The organism is Pontibacter sp. GD13 (assembly GCF_058216355.1).
Genome location: NZ_JBYZMQ010000001.1, coordinates 255,510 through 282,183 on the forward strand (window position 1 = coordinate 255,510; position 26,674 = coordinate 282,183).

Annotated in this window: 19 protein-coding genes; 6 read left to right on the forward strand and 13 right to left on the reverse strand. The window is 45.7% G+C overall.

Annotated elements, in window-relative coordinates; genetic code table 11:
• Positions 1 to 3 precede the first annotated feature (3 nt).
• A complete protein-coding gene (locus tag AC4BAN_RS01090; RefSeq protein WP_490562511.1) occupies positions 4 to 4,548 on the reverse strand; it encodes an Ig-like domain-containing protein in 4,545 nt (1,514 codons plus the stop codon).
• A gap of 346 nt (positions 4,549 to 4,894) precedes the next feature.
• Between AC4BAN_RS01090 and AC4BAN_RS01095 the strand changes: the two genes are divergently transcribed.
• Genes AC4BAN_RS01095 through AC4BAN_RS01105 form a run of 3 tightly spaced genes read left to right on the forward strand, consistent with a single transcriptional unit; the run spans position 4,895 to position 8,808 of the window.
• Positions 4,895 to 6,370 (forward strand): MBOAT family O-acyltransferase, encoded by a 1,476-nt coding sequence (locus tag AC4BAN_RS01095; protein WP_490562512.1) that lies wholly within the window; start codon positions 4,895 to 4,897, stop codon positions 6,368 to 6,370.
• Between the two features lie 4 nt (positions 6,371 to 6,374).
• Positions 6,375 to 7,514 carry an alginate O-acetyltransferase AlgX-related protein gene (locus tag AC4BAN_RS01100; protein WP_490562513.1) on the forward strand — a complete coding sequence of 380 codons (1,140 nt, stop codon included), beginning with the start codon at positions 6,375 to 6,377 and terminating at the stop codon, positions 7,512 to 7,514.
• 49 nt (positions 7,515 to 7,563) lie between these two features.
• On the forward strand, positions 7,564 to 8,808 hold the full coding sequence (locus AC4BAN_RS01105) for a glycosyltransferase family 61 protein (protein WP_490562514.1): 1,245 nt from the start codon (positions 7,564 to 7,566) through the stop codon (positions 8,806 to 8,808).
• Positions 8,809 to 8,825: 17 nt separating this feature from the next.
• On the opposite strand, the gene AC4BAN_RS01110 is transcribed toward AC4BAN_RS01105, so the two are convergent.
• The 8 genes from AC4BAN_RS01110 to AC4BAN_RS01145 all read right to left on the reverse strand — a co-directional run bounded on the left by AC4BAN_RS01110 (position 8,826) and on the right by AC4BAN_RS01145 (position 17,303).
• Positions 8,826 to 10,037, reverse strand: a complete 1,212-nt coding sequence (locus AC4BAN_RS01110; RefSeq protein WP_490562515.1) for a glycosyltransferase family 4 protein — start codon at positions 10,035 to 10,037, stop codon at positions 8,826 to 8,828.
• A 25-nt stretch (positions 10,038 to 10,062) separates the two neighbouring features.
• The gene (locus AC4BAN_RS01115; RefSeq protein WP_490562516.1) at positions 10,063 to 10,845 is read right to left on the reverse strand and encodes a nucleotidyltransferase family protein; all 783 of its coding nucleotides are present in this window, start codon (positions 10,843 to 10,845) and stop codon (positions 10,063 to 10,065) included.
• A gap of 74 nt (positions 10,846 to 10,919) precedes the next feature.
• Entirely contained in the window at positions 10,920 to 12,272 is a 1,353-nt protein-coding gene (locus AC4BAN_RS01120) for an NAD(P)H-dependent oxidoreductase (protein ID WP_490562517.1), read from the reverse strand.
• 66 nt (positions 12,273 to 12,338) lie between these two features.
• Positions 12,339 to 12,884, reverse strand: a complete 546-nt coding sequence (rfbC, locus tag AC4BAN_RS01125) for a dTDP-4-dehydrorhamnose 3,5-epimerase (protein WP_490562518.1) — start codon at positions 12,882 to 12,884, stop codon at positions 12,339 to 12,341.
• A gap of 5 nt (positions 12,885 to 12,889) precedes the next feature.
• Positions 12,890 to 13,975 carry an NAD-dependent epimerase/dehydratase family protein gene (locus AC4BAN_RS01130; RefSeq protein ID WP_490562519.1) on the reverse strand — a complete coding sequence of 362 codons (1,086 nt, stop codon included), beginning with the start codon at positions 13,973 to 13,975 and terminating at the stop codon, positions 12,890 to 12,892.
• A gap of 44 nt (positions 13,976 to 14,019) precedes the next feature.
• Positions 14,020 to 14,823: a glucose-1-phosphate cytidylyltransferase gene (gene rfbF, locus AC4BAN_RS01135; RefSeq protein ID WP_490562520.1), complete on the reverse strand. Its 804-nt coding sequence runs from the start codon at positions 14,821 to 14,823 to the stop codon at positions 14,020 to 14,022.
• Positions 14,824 to 15,091: 268 nt separating this feature from the next.
• The gene (locus AC4BAN_RS01140) at positions 15,092 to 15,919 is read right to left on the reverse strand and encodes a WecB/TagA/CpsF family glycosyltransferase (RefSeq protein ID WP_490562521.1); all 828 of its coding nucleotides are present in this window, start codon (positions 15,917 to 15,919) and stop codon (positions 15,092 to 15,094) included.
• Positions 15,909 to 17,303 carry an undecaprenyl-phosphate glucose phosphotransferase gene (locus tag AC4BAN_RS01145; protein WP_490562522.1) on the reverse strand — a complete coding sequence of 465 codons (1,395 nt, stop codon included), beginning with the start codon at positions 17,301 to 17,303 and terminating at the stop codon, positions 15,909 to 15,911. The genes AC4BAN_RS01140 and AC4BAN_RS01145 overlap by 11 nt, the downstream gene beginning before the upstream one ends.
• Positions 17,304 to 18,298: 995 nt before the next feature.
• On the opposite strand from AC4BAN_RS01145, the gene AC4BAN_RS01150 reads away from it, so the two are divergent.
• Positions 18,299 to 18,658, forward strand: a complete 360-nt coding sequence (locus tag AC4BAN_RS01150; RefSeq protein ID WP_490562523.1) for a transmembrane 220 family protein — start codon at positions 18,299 to 18,301, stop codon at positions 18,656 to 18,658.
• 69 nt (positions 18,659 to 18,727) lie between these two features.
• On the opposite strand, the gene AC4BAN_RS01155 is transcribed toward AC4BAN_RS01150, so the two are convergent.
• Positions 18,728 to 18,955: a heavy-metal-associated domain-containing protein gene (locus AC4BAN_RS01155; RefSeq protein WP_490562524.1), complete on the reverse strand. Its 228-nt coding sequence runs from the start codon at positions 18,953 to 18,955 to the stop codon at positions 18,728 to 18,730.
• Positions 18,956 to 18,971: 16 nt separating this feature from the next.
• Entirely contained in the window at positions 18,972 to 21,209 is a 2,238-nt protein-coding gene (locus AC4BAN_RS01160; protein ID WP_490562525.1) for a heavy metal translocating P-type ATPase, read from the reverse strand.
• A 350-nt stretch (positions 21,210 to 21,559) separates the two neighbouring features.
• Here AC4BAN_RS01160 and AC4BAN_RS01165 point away from each other — a divergent pair, with 350 nt between their 5' ends.
• Complete coding sequence (locus AC4BAN_RS01165) at positions 21,560 to 24,895, forward strand: PAS domain S-box protein (RefSeq protein ID WP_490562526.1); 3,336 nt, start codon at positions 21,560 to 21,562, stop codon at positions 24,893 to 24,895.
• A gap of 8 nt (positions 24,896 to 24,903) precedes the next feature.
• Complete coding sequence (locus tag AC4BAN_RS01170) at positions 24,904 to 25,311, forward strand: response regulator (RefSeq protein ID WP_490562527.1); 408 nt, start codon at positions 24,904 to 24,906, stop codon at positions 25,309 to 25,311.
• 62 nt (positions 25,312 to 25,373) lie between these two features.
• Here the strand turns inward: AC4BAN_RS01170 and AC4BAN_RS01175 are convergent, their stop codons facing one another.
• Positions 25,374 to 25,772: a hypothetical protein gene (locus AC4BAN_RS01175; RefSeq protein WP_490562528.1), complete on the reverse strand. Its 399-nt coding sequence runs from the start codon at positions 25,770 to 25,772 to the stop codon at positions 25,374 to 25,376.
• Positions 25,773 to 25,868: 96 nt separating this feature from the next.
• Positions 25,869 to 26,636 carry a DUF547 domain-containing protein gene (locus AC4BAN_RS01180; protein WP_490562529.1) on the reverse strand — a complete coding sequence of 256 codons (768 nt, stop codon included), beginning with the start codon at positions 26,634 to 26,636 and terminating at the stop codon, positions 25,869 to 25,871.
• Positions 26,637 to 26,674 lie beyond the last annotated feature (38 nt).

Sequence of the window (26,674 nt, forward strand, 5' to 3'; positions counted from 1 at the left end):
CAACTACTTAAGCACAGTAACTACCCCTTTTTGCACCAGGTTTATCTCTTTCACCTGAATGATATAAAAGTAGGAGCCTTGTGTAATCCTTCCATTTTTGCCCTTTCCGTTCCATCCTTCTTCCGGATCAGTGGAGTGGTAAAGGCGGACACCCGATCTGTCGAATACCTCGATCTCCACATCATTAAAATACCTCAACTCAGGGATCATCCAGGTATCGTTTATCCCATCCCCATCCGGAGAGAAGGCATTTACCAATTCTATTTTCTGAAACCCCTGGTACAGCGATTTCTGTAGCGTGAACACGGCCTCAATGGAATTTTGATACGGATCTGTGCTGCGCACGCGAATCTTAAAGTTAGCCTGACCCGAAAGCCCCTGGTTTGTCCTGAGATAAAGAGCGTTTTGCATCACTTCAAACAAGTTGTTATCGGTACTGCCTTCTCCATCTACCAACTGGTAAGTAAATTCGGTATCGTCCGGGTCTTCCGTACTAAAATTACCTATAACTTCATCTGGTTTGTTATCAGGCTTAAAGGTGGCAGAGCTTAACCGAAGGGCAGTTGGCACCTGGTTTGGTGCGACTTCCACGGAAATGGTGGCCAGCTTGCTGCTTGAGTTGGTTGCGTTTGCAGGTAGTATCAAAGTGCCTGAAAGGGTATACATGCCGGGTCTGCTGCCGTCATACTTCCCTGCCTGCCATGCTACCCGCAATTCTTCCTGCTCTCCATTTGAATATTCAACTTGCACTTTTTCAGGAAGATCTAGCTTTTCAAAAGTTGTTTTAAATGCAACTTTTAAAGGCGACAATGCTTCCACTGCTATCACATTGCGGGTTTGCTTCTTTACCTGGTCGCTTACTGTCTGGCCTTTGTTACCCGCCTTGTCTTCCAAATAAAGTGTAACGGTAAGCGTGCCGTCGGTTAGGCCGGATAAGTTCAGGTCAGTCAGGTTAAACAAGGAAGCCGTCACCACGCCCGTACCTGTCACCTGGTCTCCGCCCTTGTCACTGGAAATTGTGTAAGTATAGGTTGCCCCTGCTTCTGCCCCGCTAACCTGGACGGATGCTTTCTCCTGATTTTCATAATTGATCTCTGCGGCTTTGAATTTAACTGTGTACCCGGTCGGAGCGGTCACGTCATAGTTTGTTTCCAGGGCATTAGATGCTGTGTTCCCATTGTTGGCGGCATCGTGTATTTTATCAGCTGGCATGCTTACCCGCACAAGACCATCCTTCATAGGTTTGATCAATAAAGTATACTCCGTTGGGGCAATTCTCTCAAGCGCTTTAGCAGTTGCGTTCACCAACAGGAAATCAGACAAATCCAGATCGGTTACCTCCTCGCTTAATTGCACCGTAACTTTAAATGAGAGATTTGTAGATGAGCCAACCTCCGAGCTCAGCGTAACCGCCGGGCGCCCTGCATCATACAGCAGGCTGATTGTGTTCGAGGCCTTGTTGCCGTTTGCAGCCTGATCATTCACTACATCAGCGGCAATGCTTACTTCTACCTCACCCGAGGCTGTAGGCGTAACCAGAATGGTATAAGTTCTTGTTGTTGCTTTTGTAAGCTGAGAGGCTGCACCGTTCACCACAGTGATATCGGAACTCTCAAGCCCAGTAATGGGCTCGCTAAACTCTATTGAAACCCGAAACGATGAATTCGTAGGGTTTGCTGCTGTAGTATTCAGTATAACCTCGGGCGGGCTTGCATCATATGTGCGCCTGAGGATTTCAGAGGCTAAGTTGCCATTGTTCGCTTCATCGGTCGCCGCATCTGCTTTCACCTGTAGGCTTACCTCTCCGTCCGAAGTCGGGTTGACAGTGGCAGTGTAAGTAGTGGCATTTAGTTTTGCAAAATCACGTAACGAACCGTTGTCTGTAAAAATATCCGCCTGAGTGAAACCCGTTACCTCTTCGCTAAAAGTAAATGTAACCGAGAATGATGCATTGACATAGGCCGGCGCGCTTGATGTCAATACCACGTTCGGGCCTGTGCCATCGTAACGTAACGCCAGAGCATTCGATGTTTCATTTGGATTACCAGCCAGGTCAGTTGTTTTACCGGCAGGCAGTACTATTTTTACCTCGCCATCAGTAACTGGTGTCACGAGGGCGGTGTATTCTTTGGGTGCGGTAGATTTGAAATCGCTGATACTGCCATTTGTGATGTTAAAATCGGAAGGAACCAACCCATAAATTACTTCCGTAAAACTAATGCTGATCGTGAATGCCTTGCTTACGGGGCTGTTTAGAGTGGTTGTAATTGTGGCCAATGGTTTTGTGGTATCTATCAAAACCTTAAACGCAGCGCTTTTTGTACTCACGTTGCCAGCAGCATCGGTTGCCTGGGCAGTAAACTGGTAAGTACCTTCCGTTAATGCGATGTTCCCGTGGTTCAGGCTCCAGTCACCGGCAGCGTTTGCCTTAACCTGCCCTATTTCGGCGCTGCCGTTGAAAACAGATACAGTTGCACCCGGCTCCGTTTTACCCGAAAGCGTGATCGTATTATCTGCTGTCACGCCGTCATTATCTACGGGGCCCCTGTCTTCTGAAACAGCTTCAATTACGGGGGTGGCAGGTGCGCTGGTGTCAATAAGCCAACTAAAAACAGCTGGCGTAGGATCAGTGTTACCGGCTGCATCAACAGCACGCACTGCAATTTTATGGCTGCCTTCGGCCAAACCGCTCACAGAGTAAGGGTTTGCTATATTCTTATAGGCAGAACCATCAAGACTTGCCTGAAAGATAACCTCTTGTTCCGAACTGCTCAGATTAAAAGAGGCATCTGTTTTGTTGGTTAGGGCAGGAGGACCGGACGTAATAGAGGTTTCCGGGGTTGTGGTGTCAATAGTGAAGTTTCTGGTTGCGCTTAGGCTGCTGGAATTCCCGGCAGCATCAGAGGACAGCGCGGTGATCTGATGCGTTCCATCTGCCAAAGCCGTTGCCGGTATTAAGCTCCAGCTGCCACTGGGGGTAGCTGTGGCAACTCCTAGTTGCGTATTACCTTCCCTGACAGTAACCGTACTGTTTGCCTCTGCTGTACCGCTTATGGCAGGTTTTCCCGTGTTTAACAAGGCTTTTTCCGCTGGGGCTACCACTACCGGAACTGCAGGTGCCCTTGTGTCGACCACCCAGGTATAAGAGGCCGGGGTCGGGTCAATGTTGCCCGCTTTATCCAAGGCCCGAACCTGAAACGTATGCTCCCCTTCTGCCAAACCGGTGAGGGTATAGGGCGAGGAAGCGAATACGAATGCTGCGCCATCCAGGCTGACCTGAAAGGTTACCGGGTCTTCGTTACTCGAAAAGCTAAAGGATGCTGAATTTTCGTTTGACTGCGCGTTTGGCTTAGTCCCTATCGTTGTTTCCGGAGCCTGCGTGTCCGCTACCTGTGGCTCTACATTCAGCAATCTATCCAGTACAGCAAACCAAACCGGCGCTACTTTATTAAAACCTGCCAGAGTCGGGTGCATGGGGTCCGCCATATCGCCGCCATGGTCCTCAAACTGGTAAACAACCCCTGCATCTGCCATATCCACCAGGTATAACCGATCCCCATTGCTGATGCGTCGGTTGGCAATGGTTTCTATTTTCGCATTGTAGCGCTCAATGATATCATTCTTGCTGTTTTGAGCCCCTCTGTAGCAAAACTCAGGAGTACAAACTGTTTGAAGGATCTTTGCCACAATCACGGTCACTTCCCTACCAGACTTGCTTTCGTACTGATCGATCACATCCAATATTCCATCCAGTTCATCAGCCGTGATCTGAGAATTATCAAACCCTTCGTTGCTTATATCATTTGTCCCTATATGCAGTAGAATGATGTCTGGAGAAAACACCTCTAAGTAATTAGCAGTGTAATTAAGTCCCATGTGCTTTTGATCGTACCAGCGCTCATAAGAGCCATTTTTAAGGAGGGTGATAATATCTTCATTACGCGCCGCCCCAAACCCTGCGTGGTCTGTGTCTGTCACATAGGAGCTACCAGACTGCTCGCCGCCTATAAAATCGTAATGTCCTTTTGAGGCAGAGCCGTTCAAAAGCTGCTCTAACTTAGCCCGGTAAGAGGCTTTTATATTTTGCGGCAGGTCGTTGCTTCCCCCTTCGGTGTTGGAGTCGCCCAGGGGCATGATGCCAAATACTTTACTTTGCGCGTGTGTTGTTGCATTAACCGTTGGGCTATAAGCAGACTCGGCACCCGCACTGATGGCTTTGATCCGATAGTATACTTTCTGGTTGTAGTATAAGCCGGTATGCCGGAAGTTGTGCTCAGAGGCTCCAAAATTTTTCAGAGGTACAAACGAGTTAGCCCCCCCTGAGTTGGACATTTCCAGCACGTAGCCAGTGGCAGCAGACACTGCATTCCATTGTAGTGTAATTGCACCTACTAAGGAGGGCTTAGCCTGTAATACGGGCGCTGAAAGTGCCAAATAAACATCAGAGCGCGTGCCAAGATCAGGTGCTGCCTTGGCACCGAGCGGTAAAGCAAGCAAAAAAAAGATAGCAAAAGGGCGAAGTAGCCAGCGCTTATAAAAGTCGGCCATGTGTAAGGGTTAGGGATCTAAGTATTGTAAACCCCCTATTTAACGATATAGGAAATTTAAAGTTCTAACAAATATATTTTTGAAATCAGGCTATAATTCAATTAAAATCTTTTAATTTCAACTATCTCTTCTTGAATTCTATCGTATAAACGAGTTATATGTCTGTTTCTATATTTATGAATATATATATGTGCAAACCCCGAACTTTTCGCCCAATTTTAATATAACACTTTAAAAACACACTTTTATTCAACACCATCTCAAATATAATTGGCAGCTAATCAGCACCTCAACCTTTTCCGACCCCACATTGCCCCTACTTTAAAACACCCTAATTCACGCTTTTATGTTATTTAACTCTACTGAATTCTTCATATTCTTCCCGGTAGTAGTTACGCTCTACTTCTTAACACCCCACAACAGGAGATGGATCATTCTTTTGCTGGCTAGTTATTACTTCTACATGTCCTGGAAGCCGGCCTACTCCATTATCCTGATTGCTTCCACGGCAGTAGATTACCTGTGCGGCCGGGCCATGGGCAGGTACAGCGACGATGAGAAACAAAAAAGAAAGCCCTTCCTTTATATCAGCTTACTGGCCAACCTGTCCATCCTGTTGTTATTCAAGTATTATAATTTTTTTAATGAAAGCGCTCACGAACTGGCTGTTGCGCTGGATGTAACGTACGCCATGCCGGCCTTTCAGCTGCTGCTGCCCATGGGCATTTCCTTCTATACTTTTCAGACCATGAGTTATAGTATAGATGTTTACCAGGGGCGCATAAAGCCAGAAAGACATTTAGGCATCTTCGCCTTGTTTATTTCTTTTTTCCCGCAGCTGGTGGCTGGACCCATAGAACGCGCCGGCAACCTGCTGGGGCAGTTACACCAGGCACATGACTTTAATTATTACCGCGTTGTGGCTGGTTTGCGCCGCATGGCCTGGGGCTTTTTCAAGAAACTGGTGATTGCAGACAACCTGGCCCTGATGGTGAACCAGGTCTACAACAACCCCACGGATTTTGATGGCATTTCTTATGTCATTGCCACTGTATTCTTCGCTTTCCAGATTTACTGCGATTTTTCAGGCTATTCCGACATTGCCATAGGCGCTTCGCAGGTGATGGGCTTCCGGTTAATGGAAAACTTCAGGAGTCCTTACTTCTCCAAGTCCATATCCGAGTTTTGGGGCCGCTGGCACATTTCCCTTTCCACCTGGTTCCGCGACTACCTTTACATACCGCTGGGCGGAAACAGAGTAGTGAAGTGGCGCTGGTATTATAACCTGTTCCTTACCTTTCTGGTGAGTGGCTTATGGCATGGCGCTAACTGGACCTTTGTTATCTGGGGTGCCCTGCATGGGTTTTACCTGGTGTTTGCTATCGTTACCGCAAAGCAACGCAACGCAGCTGCCCGCATGATGGGTTTAACCAGGTATCCTCTTTTATATAAGTGGGCGCAGGTGCTCACCGTATTTTCCCTGGTCTGCTTTTCATGGGTCTTTTTCAGGGCAAACAGCCTGCCGGATGCGCTTTACATCATTGGCCATACTTTTAGCCGCTTCGGGAACCTTAGCCAGGTCTTTGGCCTTAACATTACTCATGCCTTATTCATGGACCAGGGGGCGAAAGTGTTTGTGGTGTCGGTATGCGCCATCATCCTGATGGAAACTGTGCACTTGGTACAGCGAAATGGCAGTGTGTCTCAGTTGATCATGCAGCGGCCTGCCGTTGTGCGATGGAGTATTTACTACCTTGCCATTATCGCTGTGCTTTTGTTCGGGCAGTTTGGTAACCAGGAGTTCATTTATTTCCAGTTCTAAGCATATGAAGTTAAAAATAGATAGAGGTGTTAAAAGACTTTTAGGGAAAATCACCCTGCTGGCACTTCCTTTTTTGATATGGCCCCTGATCGAGGTATTTGTGCTGCCGATGGACTTCTTCACCTTTCGCATCTGGGAAACAATCTCTGTTAATTCGATGCGGGTGATGCCGGGCCCGTTTTATCCGAACATGCACATGAAAATGGTGGAGGAAGGGGAGCTTGCCCCACATACAGCCTTCGCTGAGAAAAGAACCGTGGAATGGTATACAGATGAATACGGCTACCGCAACCGCGACACCAAATGCGATGTGTTGCTGATCGGGGACTCTAACATTACCGGTGCAAAGCTATCGCAGGAAGAGACCCTGGCCGAGGTGCTGGAGCGTCAGATGCACAAGGAAGTATACTCTTTTGCACCTGCTACTATGAATCGCTTTCTGGCAACAGATCGCTTCCAGGAAAATCCGCCTGAGTTGGTGATCGTTTCGAGCATTGAGCGCAGAATACCGGAATTACCAGCTGTTGGTGAGAATGGCCTAAACTCCCGTATCCGTAATGCCACAGGCAACCTCATACACTCATCCAGCATCCTGACCTGGCTGGCCGTGTCTGCGGATCGTATTTCAAAGCTCGGCCTATACCATAAAACACTGGCCACTTTAGACCGCACCCTGGGTAACCGATCTTATATTAATTACAATAATGAGTTTTTTATTGAAGGGGATACAGCCAACCGGGACTTCAGTGCGCAGGAAATTATGCAAGTGGCTGATGTACTGGAGGGTTATAAGCATGAATTGCAGGAGCGGGGCATAAAATTTCTGTTTCTTCCGATCCCGAATAAGGAAAACATTTATTACCGGATGTTACCCTCTAAAAAGAAACCGGATTTTTTAACCAAACTAATTGCAGAATTACGTAGACGGGACATAGACGTAGTGGATATGCAAACAAATTTTGAACAGTTGCATCACAAACAACACGTGTCACTATACCCTGTCGATGATGCCCACTGGAACAATGTAGCTGTAGAAGTTGCAGCTGCCCTGGTTACGCAGCGCGTGCAAGGCAAAACACCAGCTTCTGAGAAAGATGAGAACTTTTTCGTAAATTATTTAGAACAAAAGCAACTATTACAGTAGCTTTTGGGATTACTATTTTATCTGATACAAAGGAAATAGCATTTCGCTCATGCATATAAGATCTTTTTACCGCAAGGGAATCAAACGCTCTAAAAAAATTCTGGGTCGTATTATCCCTTTCAACACGCGTTTCAAACCAGGGGGCGTCTGTAGTATAAACCCGCAAGAACCGCAAAATTATAATCCACGCGAAGTTACCGTACATCAGGTTTATCCGCATTATGAAACCAAACTGAATATTTCAGAGGATCTGTACCGAGCCTGCTCAGATTACTGGAAACCAAAGCGCCAGGTTTGCACCGATTACATGGTGGTGGAAGTTCCGAATGGCCGTATTTACACAGACAATGAGAGCAGCGTTGCGGTTATTTCCTGCTATAACCGTGTGATAGAGAACATATCATTAAGTCTGGTAAGCGGCAAAGTAACGCAGCCAAACCTAAATAATATTTTTGAGCAACGGTTTTTTACGGCCCCTAAAAAGTATGAGGGTACCGTTTTCTCGCTTCTTACCGGTGGAGCCGGCATCAACAACATTGGACACTGGTTCATTGATGTGCTTCCCCGCTTACACCTGCTTCAAAAAAGTGGCCTATATAACAAAATAGACTGGTTCATGGTGCCTAGCCTCCGGTACGACTTTCAGGTAGAGACCCTGGAACTGTTAGGAATACCGGCCCATAAGATCATTAGAGGTGATCAGAACGCGCATATCACGGCAGATTGCATCATTGCATCTACGGCACCGCGCGGCAATCATACGTTGGTGCCTAACTGGCTTTGCGAGTATATTCAGCAATCTTTTTTACCGGTTGTAAGTGAGACCGATGCCGCTACTGAGCCTGAGTTCCCCTACCTGTATGTGAGCCGTAGCGACTCTAACATCCGAAATGTTCTCAACGAGGACGAGCTTCTTAGTGCGCTCCAACCCTATGGTTTTAAAACTATCGTATCCAGTCAATTGACTATCAAAGAAAAGATTGCCCTGTTTTCGAGGGCAAAAGTGGTGATGGGTGCTACCGGTGCAGGTCTTATCAGTATGTTTTTCTGCAGACCAGGCACTAAGATGATAGAGATCTTTAATGAAGGATTCGTGATCGAGCCTTTCTATGACATAGCCACTAAAATAGGCCTTGATTACGAGTACCTGATCTGTAAGAATAACAGAAGAGTTAGAAATGTCTCGCAGGGGCAGTTAGAACATTTAACCGTTGAAGTTGACAAAGTATTAGCGAAGTTACAGCAAGTAGCTACGCATAAAGTGCAACAAACAAAAAAATCAGCGGTAGCTTAGTATTTTTCAGTCATTTTTTAAAGTCCGGCTTTCGCTGTTAACTCAGCAGTAGCCGGATTTTTCTTTTGCCCGATGGCGTCTTCATAAATTTGAAGGAGCAAGGTGTGGTTAGCTGCAGGCGTATAAAGTTGTTCATAAGTACTCCGGGCATTAACGCCAAGCTTTTGTGCCATAGCCAGGTTCTGTTGCAACGCTTTAATCTGCTCCACAAGATCAGGTGCCTCATTAGGAGCATAGAGTAAACCATTCGCCTGGTGTTTAACCAAATGGGCTGCCCCCCCAATTTTAGCAGCTATAACAGGCGTGCCCGTAGCAAAGGCCTCTATTATGGTCATGCCAAATGTCTCCATCCATTCTGACGGAAAGATAAGTGCCCTTGCTTTTTTAAGGACCTGCATCGCTTCCTCCCTGTTCCTGAAGCCCAGGTATTCGACTTTCTTATTGGTAGCTGCGTATTGTTGTACTTTTCCTTTCAGAGGGCCAACACCAATTATTTTAAGCTTGAAATTACCAAGGCCATGCGCATTCAACAAGGTTTCAATACCTTTTTCAGGTGTCAGGCGCCCTATGTACAGAAAATAGTCTTCTCTTGCCGCCTCACCTATTCCAATATCCTCTGTAAAATTAGGTTTTATGGCCAGCTGGCTGGGTTTAGGGTGTAAAGAAGAGTTTACGAACAGTTCTTGGGCCCCGGGTGTCAGAAAGATGAATTTAGTTACTTTATTCCGCCATGTGCCGAAGAGCTTATGCAGCCCGGTAGTTAAAACCACGGATGCTGTCTGAAAGGCCGAATCGCGGTACACCTTTTTCAGGATCGCCTGGACAGGAAATAACTTTCTGACATTTTCGAGTTGTACCTCTCCCTTATAATGCAGCAAGGCGCTCGGGCAAATCAGGCGGTAATTATGCAGGGTCATCACAACGGGCACCCCATAGTTATGGCAAACGTAAAAAACCGCCGGCGATATCATCGGGAAAAAATTATGCACGTGCACTACATCCGGACGAAACGCTTTTATCTTTTCCTCCACCAACCCTGCACTTTTATAGTTATACACTACCCCAATCGCAGCCTGAAGCTTTTCAGTGAAGCTGTTTACCTCCGTGTTGGATATTGTCAGGCGCTCCACCGTATGGCCATACTGCTCTAACAGGGCCGCCTCAGCAAAGAAAACCGTGTCTTCTCCTCCAACTTCTTTATAATGGTTATGAACAGAAAGTATGCGCATGCAAGGGTTTATCAGGTAAGGTGGTTTAAGTAAATTTAAGTATGGCCTCCCGGAGGTCCTCCGGGGTTCCGATATCGAGGCAGTCCGCTCCGGGAAAGCATACGCTTTGGCTAACCAAACCGTTTTCTATGGCCGCCTGGATCACATGGCCCATACTTATTTCGGGTTCAGTTTGTGGTGAGATACCCTTTTGTTGCCATGTTTGCAGATAAGCATGCATAAACTCAGTGAACCGGGGAGACCAGCAGGCCATGGCCCAGGCATAGGTTAAACCTGCACCCGCAGGTTTTGGGAATACACCCATAACACGGCCATCCTGTTCAAGTTCAACCATATCCCATTTGCTGGCATCGGTTACCTGAAAAGCACCTAGCACAAGGTCTGCACCAGATTGGCTTTGTTTCTCCAGCATAAGCTCAAAGGCATTGTCTGGGTCGAAAAGTATATCGGGGAATCCAAACAGTACCCGCTTCTCTCGTACATGTGCATACGCCTGGTCCACCGAAAAAGGCACACCACCCGGATGGCGCATGATCAAGTACGCCAGGTTTACACCCAGCTGGCTTCCATCTCCAAAATAAGCTGGTATATCCCATTTCCCTTTTCGGAGCACCATGTACACTTGCGCCGCGCCAGCTCTTTGCATGTGCTCCAGCAAATAAGCCGAAACAACCTTGGGGTAAGGTCCTTGGCGTGATGCATTTTCCTCGAAACCGATCTGAATCAGCTCTTTGCTGCACGGCAAAGGCTGCAGCCTATTTGCTAGACCTGCAGCTGGTATAACCCCTACTATCGAGAGCTGTTGCATCCTATAGAAAAGAGGCCGCGCATCGTACTGTATGGTAGTACACTGCGCGGCCTCATACTTTATTTTAATAAAACTTAATTGGACGCAGCGGTACTCAGTTGTGACAGAATCTTCTCCCGGCTTTCATCCTCTGCAGCAGAAAAATAAGCTTTCTGTTCTCTGCGGAGCTGGTCTACCAGGCGCCCTTCAGGCAAAATAACATCATCATACGTCAGCACCTGGTCCTGCGGAATATCGTGCTTCAGCACACAGCCTTCTGCCACTCCTATCGGCAACAGGTTCTCAGAATCTGCGGTATCGGCATTTTCACATAGGCCATAGGTCATGTAATGGCCAATCCCATCCAGCACCTGACCAGCCTTAAGGGCTGTTTTTGCGGTAGCCACCACCTCTACATAGGGTTTACCAATGGGGGTGAGTGCCGCATCGTCAAACAGAACGGCACGCGCTACTGTGTTTGGCACCTCGAAATGGCAAAGGTGATAAGGCGTATAGAACAGGTACAGCGGACCTTCACCTAACTTATATAAGTTCAGGTAATGCTGCTGAATAGGGTGATCGTGCGTGCCGAGCACGAATACTCCGGGCCCTGGCTCTGCCCCTACAATGTAGTCTACAATGCCTGGCCCGTTTACCAGGTCCTCCAGCGGATACTGATCCAAGCACTCTTTTAAAGGTGTTCCGCTGGGAACGGTTGGCCCGTGCATGCCGCGTTTAGCCACGCGCATTCCTGTTCCGTTGGCAACAATTGCCTGCTCAAACGAGATCTTGCTACCATCCGCAAAAGAGGTAACCATCGAAGGATTCTGTCCCCATTTTTTGGCAAAGCCTTCCTGTGTGGTTGGGTTCCGGTATGGGTCGTGCAGACCTTTAATGTTACCGCAAAGCACTGGCTTCACACCCAATCCTTTTACAAAACGATACAGGTTCATGATCACACCGGGTTGGTCTCCATCGGCGTTTGTAAAGATAACCCCTGCCTTGTCGGCGTAAACTTTTAAGATCGGCCCTACGGTGCCATCCACTTCAGCATTCATCATAATGATGTGCTTGCCGTTCTGGATGGCGCGCAACGCGACATTGGTTCCAAACTCTACCGCTCCGGTAACCTCTATAATGGCATCAATGCCCTCTGCCTCACATAAAAGCAGGGCATTATCTGTAACGCTATACTTCCCGGAACGGATATTCTCCTCCAACTCAGCAACGCTGTTAACTTCCTGAGCGCTATTCACATCGGCTTCAGTATAGGCTTGGAAAGCTTTTTCAGTTTTGCGGTTGGAGATGGCAACTAATTCTATGCCTTGCACAAACTTGCATATCTGCAGCGCGATGCCACGCCCCATAAAACCTGCTCCTACCATGGCTACCCGAACAGGGTTATTTTCAGCATGGCGTTTGGCAAGTGCATTATCTACTAATATCATATGACGGGTAAAAATTTAAGGTGAAAGAAGACAAAAGCTGCCTGTTACTTAACAGGCAGCTTTTCGTTATGCTTTGGTCAAAACATGTTCAAAATCCGGGTGCTGCTGATCTTTCTCAGATATTACCACGGGTTCTATGGGCCATTCAATGTTAAAGGCAGGGTCGTTCCATCGGATGCCTCGCTCTGAGCCAGGAGTATAAAACTGCGTTACCTGGTAGGTCACGTCGCTGTTATCGGCTAAGGTAATAAAGCCATGGGCAAACCCCTCCGGCACAAACAACATCCGGTAGTTATCGGCAGTTAACTCCACCCCTATCCACTGCTTGTAGGTTTCAGAGTCTTCGCGCATGTCTATGATCACATCATAAATGGCACCGCGGGTGCAACGCACCAGTTTACTTTCTTCGTAAGGGCTTATTTGCATGTGCATGCCGCGCAGCGTTCCTTTCTTTCTGTTGTAAGAAACGTTTGCCTGTTTCACGTCGTTACTCAGGCCATGCTTCTCAAACTCTTCCTGGCAAAAAGAGCGGCCAAAAAAACCACGCTCATCTTCCAGTCGCTTTACATCGATGATGAAAGCCCCCTTCAATTTAGTTTCGGTAAATGTCATCTGCTTTAAGCCGTTTGAAGTTCTGATTTTTCTTTTTTAGCAGACGAAAGTGTCCACTCCAGTTGCTCGTTCATTTTCCCGGCTTCCTGCAGGCTGGTTAATACCATAAGGCGCATCAGCAATGAGTTACGGAAATCACCATCCTTAAACTCCATTTGAACCAAGCCATCGCGCAGCTCCTGTATCGCTTGCTTCAAAGAATACTGCGGCAAATGATCTGGCGCTAGTTTTTTGTAAAGGTCAAAGTTTACCCGATAAGAACGTTTATCGGGTGCGGCGTTTTTGTTCACCGACACCACTGTACCCGGAATTACAGCGGCTACAGCCTCTGCAAGCTCATTTACCTGGTAGTTCCAATCGTTTGCCCCGGTGTTTACTGCAAGAAACTCCCCACCATTTGATGGTTGCCTGGTTACTGCCCAATCAATGGCCCGTGCCATGTCCTTCACATGGATCAATGGCCTCCAGGGTGTTCCATCGCTTAGGATGTTGATCTTACCGGTGGCTACTGCTCCCGCCACGAAGTCATTCAGCACAAGGTCGAGACGCAGGCGCTCACTCATGCCACAGGCCGTAGCGAAGCGCAGACAAGTTACCGTGAAACCATCGCCGGCCAAAGGTGCCAGCTCTTTTTCGGTTGCCACCTTAGAGCGCGCATACGCGGTTAATGGGTTCAACGAGGAGTCCTCTGTCTTGGCGCTATCCTCGGCTGCGCCATACATGCTGCAGCTCGATGCAAAAACGAAGTTCTTCACACCGGCCTCTTTTGCCAATTTGGCCACCTGCACACTCGATCTATAGTTTACATCCAGTGTTATATCCTCGTATCGCGTTCCCATGGGGTCGTTGGAGATAGCAGCCAGATGCACCACAGCATCCACACCCTCCATTATTCCCGCAGGCATGTTTCGCACATCACCGAAGAGTTGCTGGTCTAGTTTGCTCTCAGGCAAAACCAGGGCGTTGGTTAAACAAGAGGCAAAATAGGCCATGTCGTAGCCGATAAGAGTTGCTTTAGGGTATGTCTTGCGCAACTGGCTCACTACGCCAGGGCCTACATAACCCATATTTCCGGTTATTAATATTCGCATATCAGAAATGATTAAGGGTAAGAGTAAAAGGTTGAGATAGGGTTTTAATTGACAGCTTTGGATAACATTTTACGCCATACATTCCAGGGAGCCTCCCCATTTTCCCAGAGATCTTCCAAAACGTGTTTGTCCCGCAAAGTATCCATGGGTTGCCAGAATCCGGTATGTTTGTAAGCCGAAAGCTCTCCTTCTTCTGCTAATTTCTCCAGTGGCTCACGTTCCAGCACCGTGCTATCACCATCCAGGTAATCGAGCACGCCAGGCTCTAGCACAAAAAATCCCCCGTTTATCCAGGGCATATCGCCCCCTGTAGGCTTTTCTTTAAACTGGTTGATCTTATCTACACCCGATGACAGGTTAAAAGCTCCAAAACGGCCTGGCTGCTGCACCGCAGTTAGTGTGGCCAGCGTGCCTTGCTCCTGGTGAAACTTGATTGATTCGGAAATATCCACATCACTTACGCCGTCGCCATAGGTCAGGCAGAATGTCTCGTCCCCGATATAGTCTTTAACCCGCTTCAGGCGCCCGCCGGTCATGGTTCCCTCCCCGGTATCCACCAGCGTTACTTTCCACGACTCTGTTTTATTCTGGTGTACTTCCATGCTGTTCGTTCGCATGTCAAAAGTTACATCTGAATTGTAGAGGCAGTAGTTGGCAAAATACTCTTTGATCATATGCCCTTTGTAGCCACAGCAAATGATAAACTCATTAATGTTGTGATGGGAATATATCTTCATGATGTGCCACAGGATTGGTTTCCCACCTATCTCCACCATGGGTTTAGGGCGCACGCCGCTTTCTTCACTGATTCTAGTTCCGAAACCACCTGCTAGTATAACTGCTTTCATCGGTATAAGGGTTGTTTTGATGTTTAAACATTAACGCAATTGTAATTGCACTGTTTGTTGTGTTTTTGTTTAATACGGTAATCACTATATTTTGATGTTCTTCAATGTTCTTTTTTACAAAAAAGATTAAAGTGTCGTTTTCAGAAGGGTAATTTATACTTCAAAGTCAGCAACCAGTGCTTATTTATAGTAAGGTATATTGATTCTATCACTTCAAGAGGAATGGTGATGCAGGGCTTACAACTTTACTTTGATATGGCCCAAAGGCTTACAACTGTTTATCGGACAATTGGAGCCTTTGGGTACGTTGCTGTAATATGGATTTAACAGAAAGGTAAATAAATGTAGTGTTTGTGATCAAATAGCGTTTCCAGAGCCTTTTGGGCTCTTGCCATAACCTATAGGTCCATTCAAGGGAAAGATTTCTGGCCCATTTTGGAAGCCTTTTTTCCAGGTTAGCATACGTCATGTAAGCCTGGCCAACACCCAGCATGCAAGCATTGACACGCCCTTTGTGGTCTGCCATCCAACGTTCCTGCTTTGGGCAGCCAAGCGCCACAAATACCAGGTCGGGGTTGGTGCCGTTAATCATCTGTACGATTGTCTCGTCCTCCGCCTCAGATAACTTTCGGAAGGGAGGCGAATAAGCACCCGCCACTTTAAGATCAGGCAACTCCTTGTTAGCTTTTGCCACTACTGCTTCCAGCACCTGGTCGGTAGATCCATAAAAGTATACTGATTTGCCTCTTAGGGCGGCCTCTTCCAATAGCTTTGGCAACACATCCATTCCGGCTACCCGGTCCTGCTCCTCCCCATATAAAAGCTTCATGAGTTTGGAGAGCGGTCCTCCGTCAGGCGTGGCAATGTCTGCTTTGTTCAGCAAATCATTAAAGGTTTTGTCTTTGGAGGCTTCTACGAGCATATGCGCGTTTGCAAAACACACATACGAAGAGTCTTTGTGATCCGTCAACCAGAAAATATGATTGATGAAATCGTTAAAGGAACCAGCCGATATATACGACTTTAATAGTTGCCGTTTTTCTTTTAAGGGTGGCGCGGCTGATACGGGTTTGTAAGTAACAGTATTAGTAAGCATTTTTTTCACCTTTCACCATATTCCATACTGTCAGGAATATTATTCTCATATCCATCATAAAACTCCAGTTTTCCATGTATTGTACATCATACTCTACACGCTTTTCCATTAATCTGAGCTCTTTCGTTTCTCCGCGATATCCGCTTACTTGCGCATAGCCAGTTATACCGGGAGTTACAAAGTGGCGCATTTTATACTTGGTGATCACTTTTGAGTAATGATCCAGTTGCGACACCAGGTTCGGTCTTGGACCCACCACAGACATATCGCCAAACAACACATTAAAAAACTGTGGCAGCTCATCTAAATTTGTTTTGCGCAGGAAACGGCCTACTCTCGTAATCCTCGGATCATCCTTTGTTGCCTGCACCTCTGTCTGGTTATTCACAGACATGGTTCTAAACTTATAGCATAAGAACAACCTGTTCTTTTTACCTGGTCTGAGTTGCTTAAAGAAAATCGGCCCTTTAGATTCAATTCGGATCGCTAAGGCGATAAGCGGCAACAACCACGGGAAGATCAATAAGGTAACGGTTAAAGAGAAAGCGATGTCGAATACGCGTTTCACAATTCTGTTTGAGGCTACCTCGAGCGGCTCCTTACGGATACTCAACATAGGCACATTGTGATAGAAATACATGTTTGTATCGCGCTCCACAATGGCGCTGAAGTCTGGCACAATGCGGAAATAAACGAAATTGTCATCAGCAAACTCCGACAGCTCATCCAGTTGCGCTTTATCGGTTAATGGAAGCGTATAGTAAATTTCATCGATACTGTTTTGGAGGCAGTACTCTTTCAGATCAGAAAGTTTGCCTTTTACCTGGCTGTAAAAAGGACTTGCCTGGTCTGCGTTGTCATCAAAGAAACCCATGAACTTGGTGCCCATGTTATTGTTGGCATCCAATGTTTGATGTAAAGCGGTTGCGGCTGCTCCGGCCCCTACAATAACGTAGCGGGTATGGGCCATGTCTGATTTCGTGAAATACCCAAAAATCTGCTCCATCACCAACCGGCTTACGCCTATCAGCATCACCGTAGAAAGGTAAGTGTATAATAGTAACAACCTGGACAGCTCCTCGAGATTAAAAATAACGATACAGCTGGCAAGTATAAAAGCATGCATTACAAAAGAATTTAGCAGGTTGGCTACCTTCTTGTTACACGAGAAAATGCCATCGATCCTGAAAATAAAATTTGAAAAGCCTGATACGATCCACCAAACCAAAGCGAACAGCACAAAGAATACGCTATATTGATAATCGAACTCCAGGTTTCCGTAGCGGAAAAGATTGGACAATTTAAAAGCGAAAGTAATAAGGGCAATATCCAGAATTAACAGAAATACTCTGTTAAAACTATAGTAGTGTCTATATTTATTCATGGTTAATTTCGTAGATATTTTCTCATATACTAAAAGAATTTTAACTAACAGCTTGCTACCTTCCCTCAACTTCCTCTATGCGACCAAGACCTTTATTTAAAAGCTCCTTTTAGATCAATGAACAGTAAACATAAAATAGTTAAATACTCTGTTTCAAACTAGTACAGCGAATCTCAGCTTCAAAAGTATTACTAAGCTCCCACCAACAGGTTTATTTACGGGAGAGCTATTTACAATGTTTATGATTTTACCAATATTCATTAAAAAAACTTAATCTTATAATATTAAAGAATCTGCATACTAATATATTGTTATGCCTATTTATTGCTATATAACACAATGATTAGTACAATTAAAACTAATAATAACCTCAAATATCCCTAAAAACACATATTGTACTATTGCTTTTCAGCTAAATATAAAACTCAAACAAGTTATTATTAAGGCGTAAAATATGGAGAAGGCGCAGAGTTTTATACTATTGATACAGGTATCAAGCCACACATGATTTTATACAATTACAGTATATGTTAAAATAGTTTTTTAGATTGCGGAAGAATTTATTAGATGCTGCAGATTAGGAAGGCATTAAAAAGCAGGCGAAGAAAAATTGATGTTAGAAAATGGATCAGAAAAAATATCCAATTTCAAGTTGTAGCACCACCCAGTTTAAGTGTGAAAGGATATCTTAAACAACTATTCATCAGTGACTTGAAAACTACGCACAGCATAAACTTCATGTATCTTTAAACGGCTGCTTTTGCGGCTGAAAAGCTAAATTATTCGCTTTAAAAAATATCTTTCTATATCTTACAATTGCATTATAAAATATTTTTTATTTTCACTTGAGTTGTGCGTCAACCAATGGCCGATGAAAATGAGATGCAGAGCGCTTGGCAAGTGCACGGGTTTAATCAGAACCATGTGGTTCGTACACTTAAAAAGAACATTTCAATAAAAAATAATATTGCCCATTAGTTAACGAAAATATCAAGATGCTTAAGAAAATCGTTGCCCTATTGTTTGGCTTAACTTTCATAGCTTTTGTTGCAGTTCAGTACAACGATCCTGATCCACTTATCTGGATGACAATTTATGGCCTGGCTGCACTTCTTTCATTCGGTTCAGCTTTTAATAAGGTAAACCAGGTCATATTGTGGATAGCAGCCACCGCTTACATAGCAGCAGGTGTATATGCTTGGCCAGAAAGTTTTGAGGGAGTAAGCATCGGGGGAGGTAATATAAAGAACATTGAAGAGGGACGAGAGTCACTGGGGCTTTTCTTGTGTTCCTTTGCTTTCATTAGCTTCATCTTACTTGACAAACTAACCCATCGATCGCCGAAAGCACGCTAAGGCAAACAATATAAAAGGGCTGCCCCAATACGACTGGGCAGCCCTTTTAATTTTACAGCGAAGCTAAAGTCAGACCTGTTCTGCCCTGAATCCGGCTTTTTCTACTGCAGCTTTAATTGTGCCGGCCTCTACTGATTCTGCCTTAACCTCCAGAACCTTGTCGGGATTACTCGTATCCACATTCCATTCTTCTACACCCTGCAAGGCATTCAGGTGTGGAGTTACGGCTCTGACACAACTCCCACAATTGATCGATGTTTTAAACTTATACGTTTCCATATTTTTCTTATTTAACATAATAGTACAACTTAATTTAAATATTCTTCACCCGCAGCCTTAGGCTATTGGCTATTACCGAAACAGAGCTTAGCGCCATGGCTGCCCCTGCAATCATGGGGCTTAACAGAAAACCTGTAAAGGGATAAAGTATACCCGCAGCCACAGGAATGCACACCAGGTTGTAAAAGAAGGCCCAGAACAGATTTTGCCTAATGGTAATTACGGTTGCCCTGGATAACTTAATGGCTCTGGCCACCTGTGCCAGGTCTGAGCGCATTAAGGTAATGCCTGCTACATCCATGGCAATATCTGTTCCCTGCCCCATGGCTATACTTATATCGGCAGTTGCCAGGGCCAAGGCATCATTAATACCATCACCTACCATGGCTACTTTCTTGCCTGTAGCCTGCAAAGCCTTTACAAAGCTTGCTTTATCGGCAGGCATCAGCTCTGCCTGGTAATTTTCGATGCCCACCTCGCGTGCCACGGCAGCCGCAGTCTGCTTATTGTCACCGGTTAGCATATACACCTCCAACCCTGCGTCCTGCATCGCTCTTACGCCGGCCGCGGCGGTAGGTTTAATCGGGTCACTTACAGCAAATACGGCCAGCACCTGCTTTTTATCTGCAAAATATACCACTGTTTTGGCATCCTGTTGCAGGCGCATGGCGGCTTCCGACAAGTTGTCTGGCAACACTATCCGGTGCTGCTTGATAAGCTTTTCATTTCCGGCGAAATATAGTACCCCACCAAATTCAGCTTCGATGCCCATACCTGTCAGGCTGTTAAAATGATTAGGCTGATTTACTTTATACCCTTGTTCTCTGTAAAAAGTATAAATAGCCTGCCCAATCGGATGTTCGGACTGCGCTTCCATAGAAAAAAACCGTTGCTGAAGTTCGTTCTCATCTTTACCGGATGCATCGCCCCATAATACTTCTGTTACAGTTGGTTTACCAACTGTTATGGTGCCTGTTTTATCAAGTATGATAGCGTTGGTCCGATGTGCATGCTCCAGGCTCTCAGCATCTTTTATTAGAATTCCCTGCTCAGCCCCACGCCCTACCCCTACCATGATAGCCGTAGGCGTGGCCAAACCCAAGGCACAAGGGCACGCAATAACCAACACAGATATAGTGGATAACAGTGCTTCGGACAAAAAGGACTGCCCCCCCAGCACCAGCCAGGCAACAAGGGTAAGGATGGCGATTAAAAGCACTGCCGGTACAAATATTCCCGCAATCTTATCTACCAGTTTTTGAACCGGCGCCTTGGTTCCCTGCGCCTCCTGCACCAGTTTAATAACGTGCGCCAGCGTGGTTTCCCCTCCTGTTCTTTGAGCAATAAGTTGCAGGTTCCCCTTTTGGTTAATGGTACCGGCAAAAACCTGGTCTCCCGCCTGCTTGCGTACCGGCACAGACTCGCCGCTGAGCATGCTTTCATCAATATACGACCCCCCTGCAGCGACCTCACCATCCACTGGTACCCTGTCTCCGGGCAGTAGCACCACCCTGTCGCCGATCGCTACCTCTTCAATACTTATCTCCAGTTCAACGCCCTCCCGTTGTACCCGCACCGTTTTAGGTTGTAAGCCCATCAGTTTTTTAATGGCGGATGAGCTTCTGTCCTTGGCCCCTTCCTCCAGGTATTTACCAAGTAAAATAAAGGCGATGATCACAGCCACGGCTTCGTAGTAGACATGGGGCATTAAGCCCCTGCTTAGCAGGAACTCCGGGTATACGGTATTAAAAACGCTGAACAGAAAGGCTATTCCCGTACTGAGGGCTACGAGGGTATCCATGTTGGCACGGAAGTGCCTGGCCTGCCCCCAGGCACCGACAAAGAAGCGTTGCCCCGCCCAGAAAAGTATGGGTAGGGTGAGCAAAAGCATCAGCCAGTTTCCCCAAACGAACGTATCATGGAAAAACATGCCCATCACGAATACAGGCAGCGCCAAAGCATCCGCCACTATAGTCTTACGCCTCAGCTTAGCCAAAACCATTACCTGCCTCTCCTCCAGCTCTTCCTGGGTTTTGCCTTCGGTTAATATGTCAAAGCCTATTTCCTGAACAGTGCTCCGCAAATGATCCGGTGATGTTTCAGTGGGCAGGTAACTTACCTGTAAGGTTTTACCGGCAAAGTTTACCCGCGCATCCACTACCCCTTTGCTGGCCCGGAGCATGCTCTCAATACTGTTGGCACAGGAAGCGCAAGTCATCCCATCTACCGGGAAAGTATCTTTTTTAATATCTTCTTTCTTTAACGTTTCCATTCGGTGGCTGAATCTAGTCTTTACAAAGATAACTGCCTTATAACTGGCTTCCGTTACATAATTAGCAATATGCGTTACACATTTTCCTGCTTAAACGTTATCCCTTTGCTATATTCTTATGCTTCGTCCGACTAACTTATCCGCTTGCTTTACCCCTGGTAAAAAAGAAAAAGGTAGCAGCAAATGAACTACTCATATAAATAACTGCCTTTACTTTTCCATTTAGATAATTTTTGTAATTTAGGATCATCTTATAGGTAATCCCTCTTATGCTCAATTTCATGCTGGAGGGATAACCTGACTACTGCTTCCTCTTTTCAATTCGGCTGCTTAGAAACCCAGCATTGTAAATGAAAACAAACCATGAGACACGATCTTATCACAGATCTGTTAAAAAAACCAGCTTTGCCTTCGCCCTACTGGCAGCTTTGCTCCTTTTCGTTTGTGTGTTTTCTTTTCTAGAGGCGCAGAAGCTCCAACAGAATTATAGTCGATCAGTAGTAGGGTCCTACAGGCGCCTGGAGCTTGTAAACGAGCTTCATAACAAACATGTTATCAACCAAAACCTATTAAGGGCCTACCTCTCCACCCCAGATGCCTCTGTAAAAGATAGCTTGAAAACAGCCTTGGCTGACATACATAAGTCCACTAACGCGACCACCCAAAATCTTAGAAGCCTTCTGATTTCAAGACAAAGAGTTCAACTGCTGGATAGCTTAAAAAACGATCTCTCTCAATTTAATGCGCAAACAGATACCCTGCTAAGTTTAATTGACAAGAAACAACTAGTGGCGGCCGCTGCATATGCTCAGAAAGCACTTGTGCCTTATTACGAACGGCATCAGGCACAGATCACTGCTCTAAGTGATGGTATAACGGCCTCATCAAGAGGTGCCACGGAAAATGTTTTTAAGACTCTCTCTGTTATTGTAAAAGCCTGTGCACTGTCTATCCTTTTCTGCTTACTGGCAGCGGTCGGGGCAGCTTTCAGTATCAGTGAGCTCCTTTCGCGTTTGCGTCAGGAAAATGACCTACTCCACCAGGAAGTGCAGAAACGTGTGGCGCTGCAGCAAAACTTATTAGATAAACAACGGCTTTATAAGTCTTTATTCAATAACAACCCGGTGCCCATGCTGGTGTATGATCAGAACTCGCTCCAGATTCTGGAAGTGAATGAGGCAGCAGTACTGGAGTACGGCTATGCCCCGGGCGCTTTCAAACAACTGCTCTTGACTGATATTAAACCCGAAGAGGAGCGCGAGGAACTGCTTCGTTTTTTAAATGGGTTAGACCCCTACACCAAAGCCTCCACAAATGGCACCAGGCATATGCGGCAGGATGGAAGCATCTTCGCCGTAGATGCTAAATCGCATTCCTTGCCTGTACATAAAGGGATGCATCCGCGTTTATTGGTTGCCGCTAACATTCAGGAACAGGTAGAAGCTACGGAGAAGCTACTTAAAAGTGAGAAACAGTTACGCGAGGTAAGCTCCAGTATTCCCGGCGCCGTTTACCAGTGCCTGATTGATGCTGATCAGCAGTACAGTTTTACATTTATTAGCGAAGGCATTACGCAACTTTGCGGTGTTACTCCGAAAGAGATATATGAGCAGCCTTCCAAAATCAATTCAAACATACATCCCGAAGATCTGCACCATGTGCAACAGTCTAATATCATTAACGATCTGGATGTTGGCCCTTGGCTGGTAGAGTACCGGTGTTGGCACCCAGAGGAGAAAAAGTGGAAATGGTTAAGAGGGCATGGCTTAAGAACATTAAAAGAGGATGGCACCATCTTATCTAATGGTACGCTAATAGATATTACCCTCCAAAAAGAAGCGCAGGAGGAGTTACTACGCAACGATGCGAATTTGCACGCTTTGCTTAACAGCGCCCCCCAAGCTATTTTCTTAGTGGATGGGAATATGTCCGTGATAGCATTTAACAAGGTGGCAGCTGAAGATGTAGCACGATGCATCTTAAAAGAACTTAAGGAAGGGCAAAACCTGCTACAGTTTGTTACTGCGGAAAAGCAACAGGAAGTGGCCGAGGACCATGCCTCCGCCATGCGCGGGAATGAGATTGTATTCCAGACAGGGTTGGGAAAGCGTTGGTATGAAGTGGCTTACAGGCCGGTTACTGCCAAAGATAATCGTGTACTGGCAGTAGCTTTAAGTATACATGACATTTCGGAGCATAAGAACATTATCGAAAAAATCAGGAAGAACGAGGCTCAGCTGACAAAAGCACAGGAGTTAGCGCATATAGGTAGTTGGGAGTTTGATTTGTTCCAACAGGAGCTGACAGCTTCAAAATCTCTTCATGATATATACGGTTTAACAAATGATTCTAGCCATACCTCCTATCATTCCTTGCTAGCTTTTTTTCACCCGCAGGACAAAGAAAAAGTTACGCAGACAATTCAGGAAGCAATCTTAAAAAACGCCCCCCTAACATTTAACCACCGGATCATACTTCCGGACGGCAGCGTAAAGTTCTTACACACGACAGGTGAAGTAATTCGTGGCGCTGATGGCATACCTATCCGCGTTTCTGGCGCCACACAGGACATAACAGAACTAAAGCTAAAAGAATATGAGCTTACTGTGGCAAAAGAAAAGTTTCAGGCTACGCTTGAGAATATTCCGGAAATGATCTTTACATCAGATGCAGCGCTGAATATCAGTTACATGAGTCCGCAGTCATTTGAAATAACGGGATACCATGCGGCAGAACTTGTAGGAAGTGCGGATAGATGGAAAGAATTAGTACACCCACATGACATGGAGCACTTACTTTCTCATATTATTCCAAACATGTTGGCTGGTAACAAAGCACAGTTCGAATTACGCATCCTTACTAAATCAGGGGAAACAAAATGGTGCATGGTACGGCAAGCGCCTCTTTTTAACGAAGAAGGTAAACTGGTTAAAATTTACAGCTCAGCAGCAGACATTTCTGAAAGAAAGGCAGCTGAAGAAAAACAAACGGAACTGACGCAGCAGTTGCAGCTGCGAAACCAGCACTTGCAACAATTCGCCTATATCGTTTCGCATAACCTGCGCGCTCCAATAGCGAATATCCTGGGTTTAACCTCCATCTTTCAACAGCAGGAAACCATACCGGACTTTAATGCAGGCGTAATTGAGAAACTAACTGCGTCGGCAAAGCTGCTCGATTCCACCATACGCGACATGAATGAGATTCTTGCGCTACGCAACCATCTCGAATACACCTGTGAGCAGATACGCTTAGAGTACCTCCTGAACGAGATTCTGGCAAGTGTTTCGCATACATTTAAGACGCAAAATATAACAATTGACTTTGATTTTAGCCAGGTGCCAAGTATAAGTTCTGTTAAGAGCTATGTACGTAGCATGTTGCAAAACCTGGTTATAAATGCTATAAAATATAGCTCTCCGAACCGGGAGGCAGTTCTAACCCTACGTTCTTTTAAACAGGATGAGTACACCTGTATCACCGTGGCAGACAATGGTCTGGGCATAGACATGAACAAGCATCAAGCCAACGTTTTTGGACTCTACAAGCGATTTCATTTACACATACCCGGAAAAGGCATAGGTTTGCACCTGGTTAAACAGCAGGTAGAGCTATTGGGTGGTAAAATTGAAGTTGAGAGTATGGTGGATAGAGGCACGACTTTTAAAATTTATCTGAAAAACTAACCATATACATGAGCGCATTAAAAACTGTGTTATTGATTGATGATGATCAGATTAATAATTTTGTCTGTGAAAACATCATCACCACCGAAAATTTTGCACAGCAGGTAATCAGTTTTGAATGGGCAGAAGAAGCCCTGGCATACCTGAAAGCACATACCGGAACAGCTGGTTTTCCAGAGTTGATTTTTTTGGACATCAACATGCCCGGCATGGACGGTTGGTCTTTTCTGGACGAGTATCAGAAACTGCCCAAGGAAGCCACTGGCAACTGTAACTTATTTATGCTATCGTCCGCCGTAGACCGCACCGACATTATTTGCGCTAAGAGCCACGCTGAGGTAAAGGATTTTTTCTCCAAGCCCTTGTCACCGGAAACGTTGGCTATTATTAGAGAGGAGTTTCTAGATTCTGATTAGCTCGCGCTATACCCTTTCATAAAAAGCAGCAGTAACTCCTGCTGCTTTTTATGAAAGGGATTTTACCTGCGGCTATAATCCGCATCGTCAGGTTCTTCTTTATCTTTCCCCAATGGCTGATCACCGCGGCGGATGCCGGCTACGTCGCCATCCATCCCGGTGTCACTTCCTTCAAACTCAAAGCCAGGGCCCTGTGCAAATGCCTCTACACTTTCTTCGTCGTTACCACCGTAACCGGTCACCTCGTTGCCTTCAATCTTAAGGTTTTTCAATTTGTCCTTCTGTCCTTTCCTTGCTGTGTCGCCATCCGGCCCAATATTTCGTTTTGCAGATGGATCAGGATGGTTGCCCATTGTAACGCGCTCGTTGAAATCACTGTTTACATTATCCGGCTTATCAGGCGTGGTCTGCTTATATTCGTTATCAGTATGTTCGTTCTCTTCTTCTTTGTTATTGCGCATGGTTCAGTAAGTTTAGTTTCCTATACATATACGCCCTGGCTGATCACATGTTCAAAGCACACAGTTGCTGATTAACATAATTGAACAACTAAAATACTATTTACTTTGCTGGTTCAGTTCCCAATTATAAGTATAGAACCTTGTTTGAAAAGCTTTGGGGAAAGGGGTTCTCCGATATTGATTGATGTAAGCGAGCAGTGAGGGAGAAACAGACAGGAAATCCTTCTCATACCATTTAAATATTTCGGAGACCTCCACCACTTTAGCAGAATTATTCACGCGCAGAAACTTACCATTGCTCAAGGCACCAATTACTTGCGCCTGTAGTTGCTCTTCAACTTTTTGTGGTATGTAAGCCTCATTTAAAAGAGGAGGACAGGATTTTGCGGCACAAACCAATGCAAAATGAATGCGTGGATCCTTATACGGTAAAATGAGCTTTTGCTGCTCCAATTGATTCAGGGTAAGTTGTTCTCCTGCTACTGCAAACTTTTGTTTATCAAAAAAGCCCGGCACCTCCATCACCGATTTGATCGGGTAATGTTGTATCACCTGTTGCAAAACAAGCAGGTTATACGCATTTATATAAAATGCCTTCTTTTCAGCTGCAGAGGCTTTTGTAACATCATAGGAAGCTATCTGGTTGGCCACACCTTGTAAAGCTTGCTTATCTTTCTGAAGGGTTTTATAATCTACTTCACCGCGCACCACATACTTTTGTAGCAGCTGCGAAACCCCTTCGTAAAAACTGTTATCTTGTTTAGTAGCCACGACAGTGGGGTGTGCGGGTATAGCGGTAGAGCTGTAAGCATTAACACTGAAGCTTACAAGTATGGCAAGCGTAGATATCAGGAATATTCTCATGGTCTTTCTTAGGTATCGTTTGTGAATTAATCAAACAA

Bases quoted from the DNA above. Each gene is read 5' to 3' on its own strand.
- AC4BAN_RS01175 (WP_490562528.1), bottom strand. From the start codon at position 25,772: ATGCGCAATAACAAAGAAGAAGAGAACGAACATACTGATAACGAATAT.
- AC4BAN_RS01140 (WP_490562521.1), bottom strand. From the start codon at position 15,919: ATGCTTACTAATACTGTTACTTACAAACCCGTATCAGCCGCGCCACCC.
- rfbF (WP_490562520.1), bottom strand. From the start codon at position 14,823: ATGAAAGCAGTTATACTAGCAGGTGGTTTCGGAACTAGAATCAGTGAA.
- rfbC (WP_490562518.1), bottom strand. From the start codon at position 12,884: ATGACATTTACCGAAACTAAATTGAAGGGGGCTTTCATCATCGATGTA.
- AC4BAN_RS01150 (WP_490562523.1), top strand. From the start codon at position 18,299: ATGCTTAAGAAAATCGTTGCCCTATTGTTTGGCTTAACTTTCATAGCT.
- AC4BAN_RS01110 (WP_490562515.1), bottom strand. From the start codon at position 10,037: ATGCGCATACTTTCTGTTCATAACCATTATAAAGAAGTTGGAGGAGAA.
- AC4BAN_RS01115 (WP_490562516.1), bottom strand. From the start codon at position 10,845: ATGCAACAGCTCTCGATAGTAGGGGTTATACCAGCTGCAGGTCTAGCA.
- AC4BAN_RS01090 (WP_490562511.1), bottom strand. From the start codon at position 4,548: ATGGCCGACTTTTATAAGCGCTGGCTACTTCGCCCTTTTGCTATCTTT.
- AC4BAN_RS01145 (WP_490562522.1), bottom strand. From the start codon at position 17,303: ATGAATAAATATAGACACTACTATAGTTTTAACAGAGTATTTCTGTTA.
- AC4BAN_RS01165 (WP_490562526.1), top strand. From the start codon at position 21,560: ATGAAAACAAACCATGAGACACGATCTTATCACAGATCTGTTAAAAAA.
- AC4BAN_RS01120 (WP_490562517.1), bottom strand. From the start codon at position 12,272: ATGATATTAGTAGATAATGCACTTGCCAAACGCCATGCTGAAAATAAC.
- AC4BAN_RS01095 (WP_490562512.1), top strand. From the start codon at position 4,895: ATGTTATTTAACTCTACTGAATTCTTCATATTCTTCCCGGTAGTAGTT.
- AC4BAN_RS01105 (WP_490562514.1), top strand. From the start codon at position 7,564: ATGCATATAAGATCTTTTTACCGCAAGGGAATCAAACGCTCTAAAAAA.
- AC4BAN_RS01100 (WP_490562513.1), top strand. From the start codon at position 6,375: ATGAAGTTAAAAATAGATAGAGGTGTTAAAAGACTTTTAGGGAAAATC.
- AC4BAN_RS01130 (WP_490562519.1), bottom strand. From the start codon at position 13,975: ATGCGAATATTAATAACCGGAAATATGGGTTATGTAGGCCCTGGCGTA.
- AC4BAN_RS01160 (WP_490562525.1), bottom strand. From the start codon at position 21,209: ATGGAAACGTTAAAGAAAGAAGATATTAAAAAAGATACTTTCCCGGTA.
- AC4BAN_RS01180 (WP_490562529.1), bottom strand. From the start codon at position 26,636: ATGAGAATATTCCTGATATCTACGCTTGCCATACTTGTAAGCTTCAGT.
- AC4BAN_RS01155 (WP_490562524.1), bottom strand. From the start codon at position 18,955: ATGTTAAATAAGAAAAATATGGAAACGTATAAGTTTAAAACATCGATC.
- AC4BAN_RS01170 (WP_490562527.1), top strand. From the start codon at position 24,904: ATGAGCGCATTAAAAACTGTGTTATTGATTGATGATGATCAGATTAAT.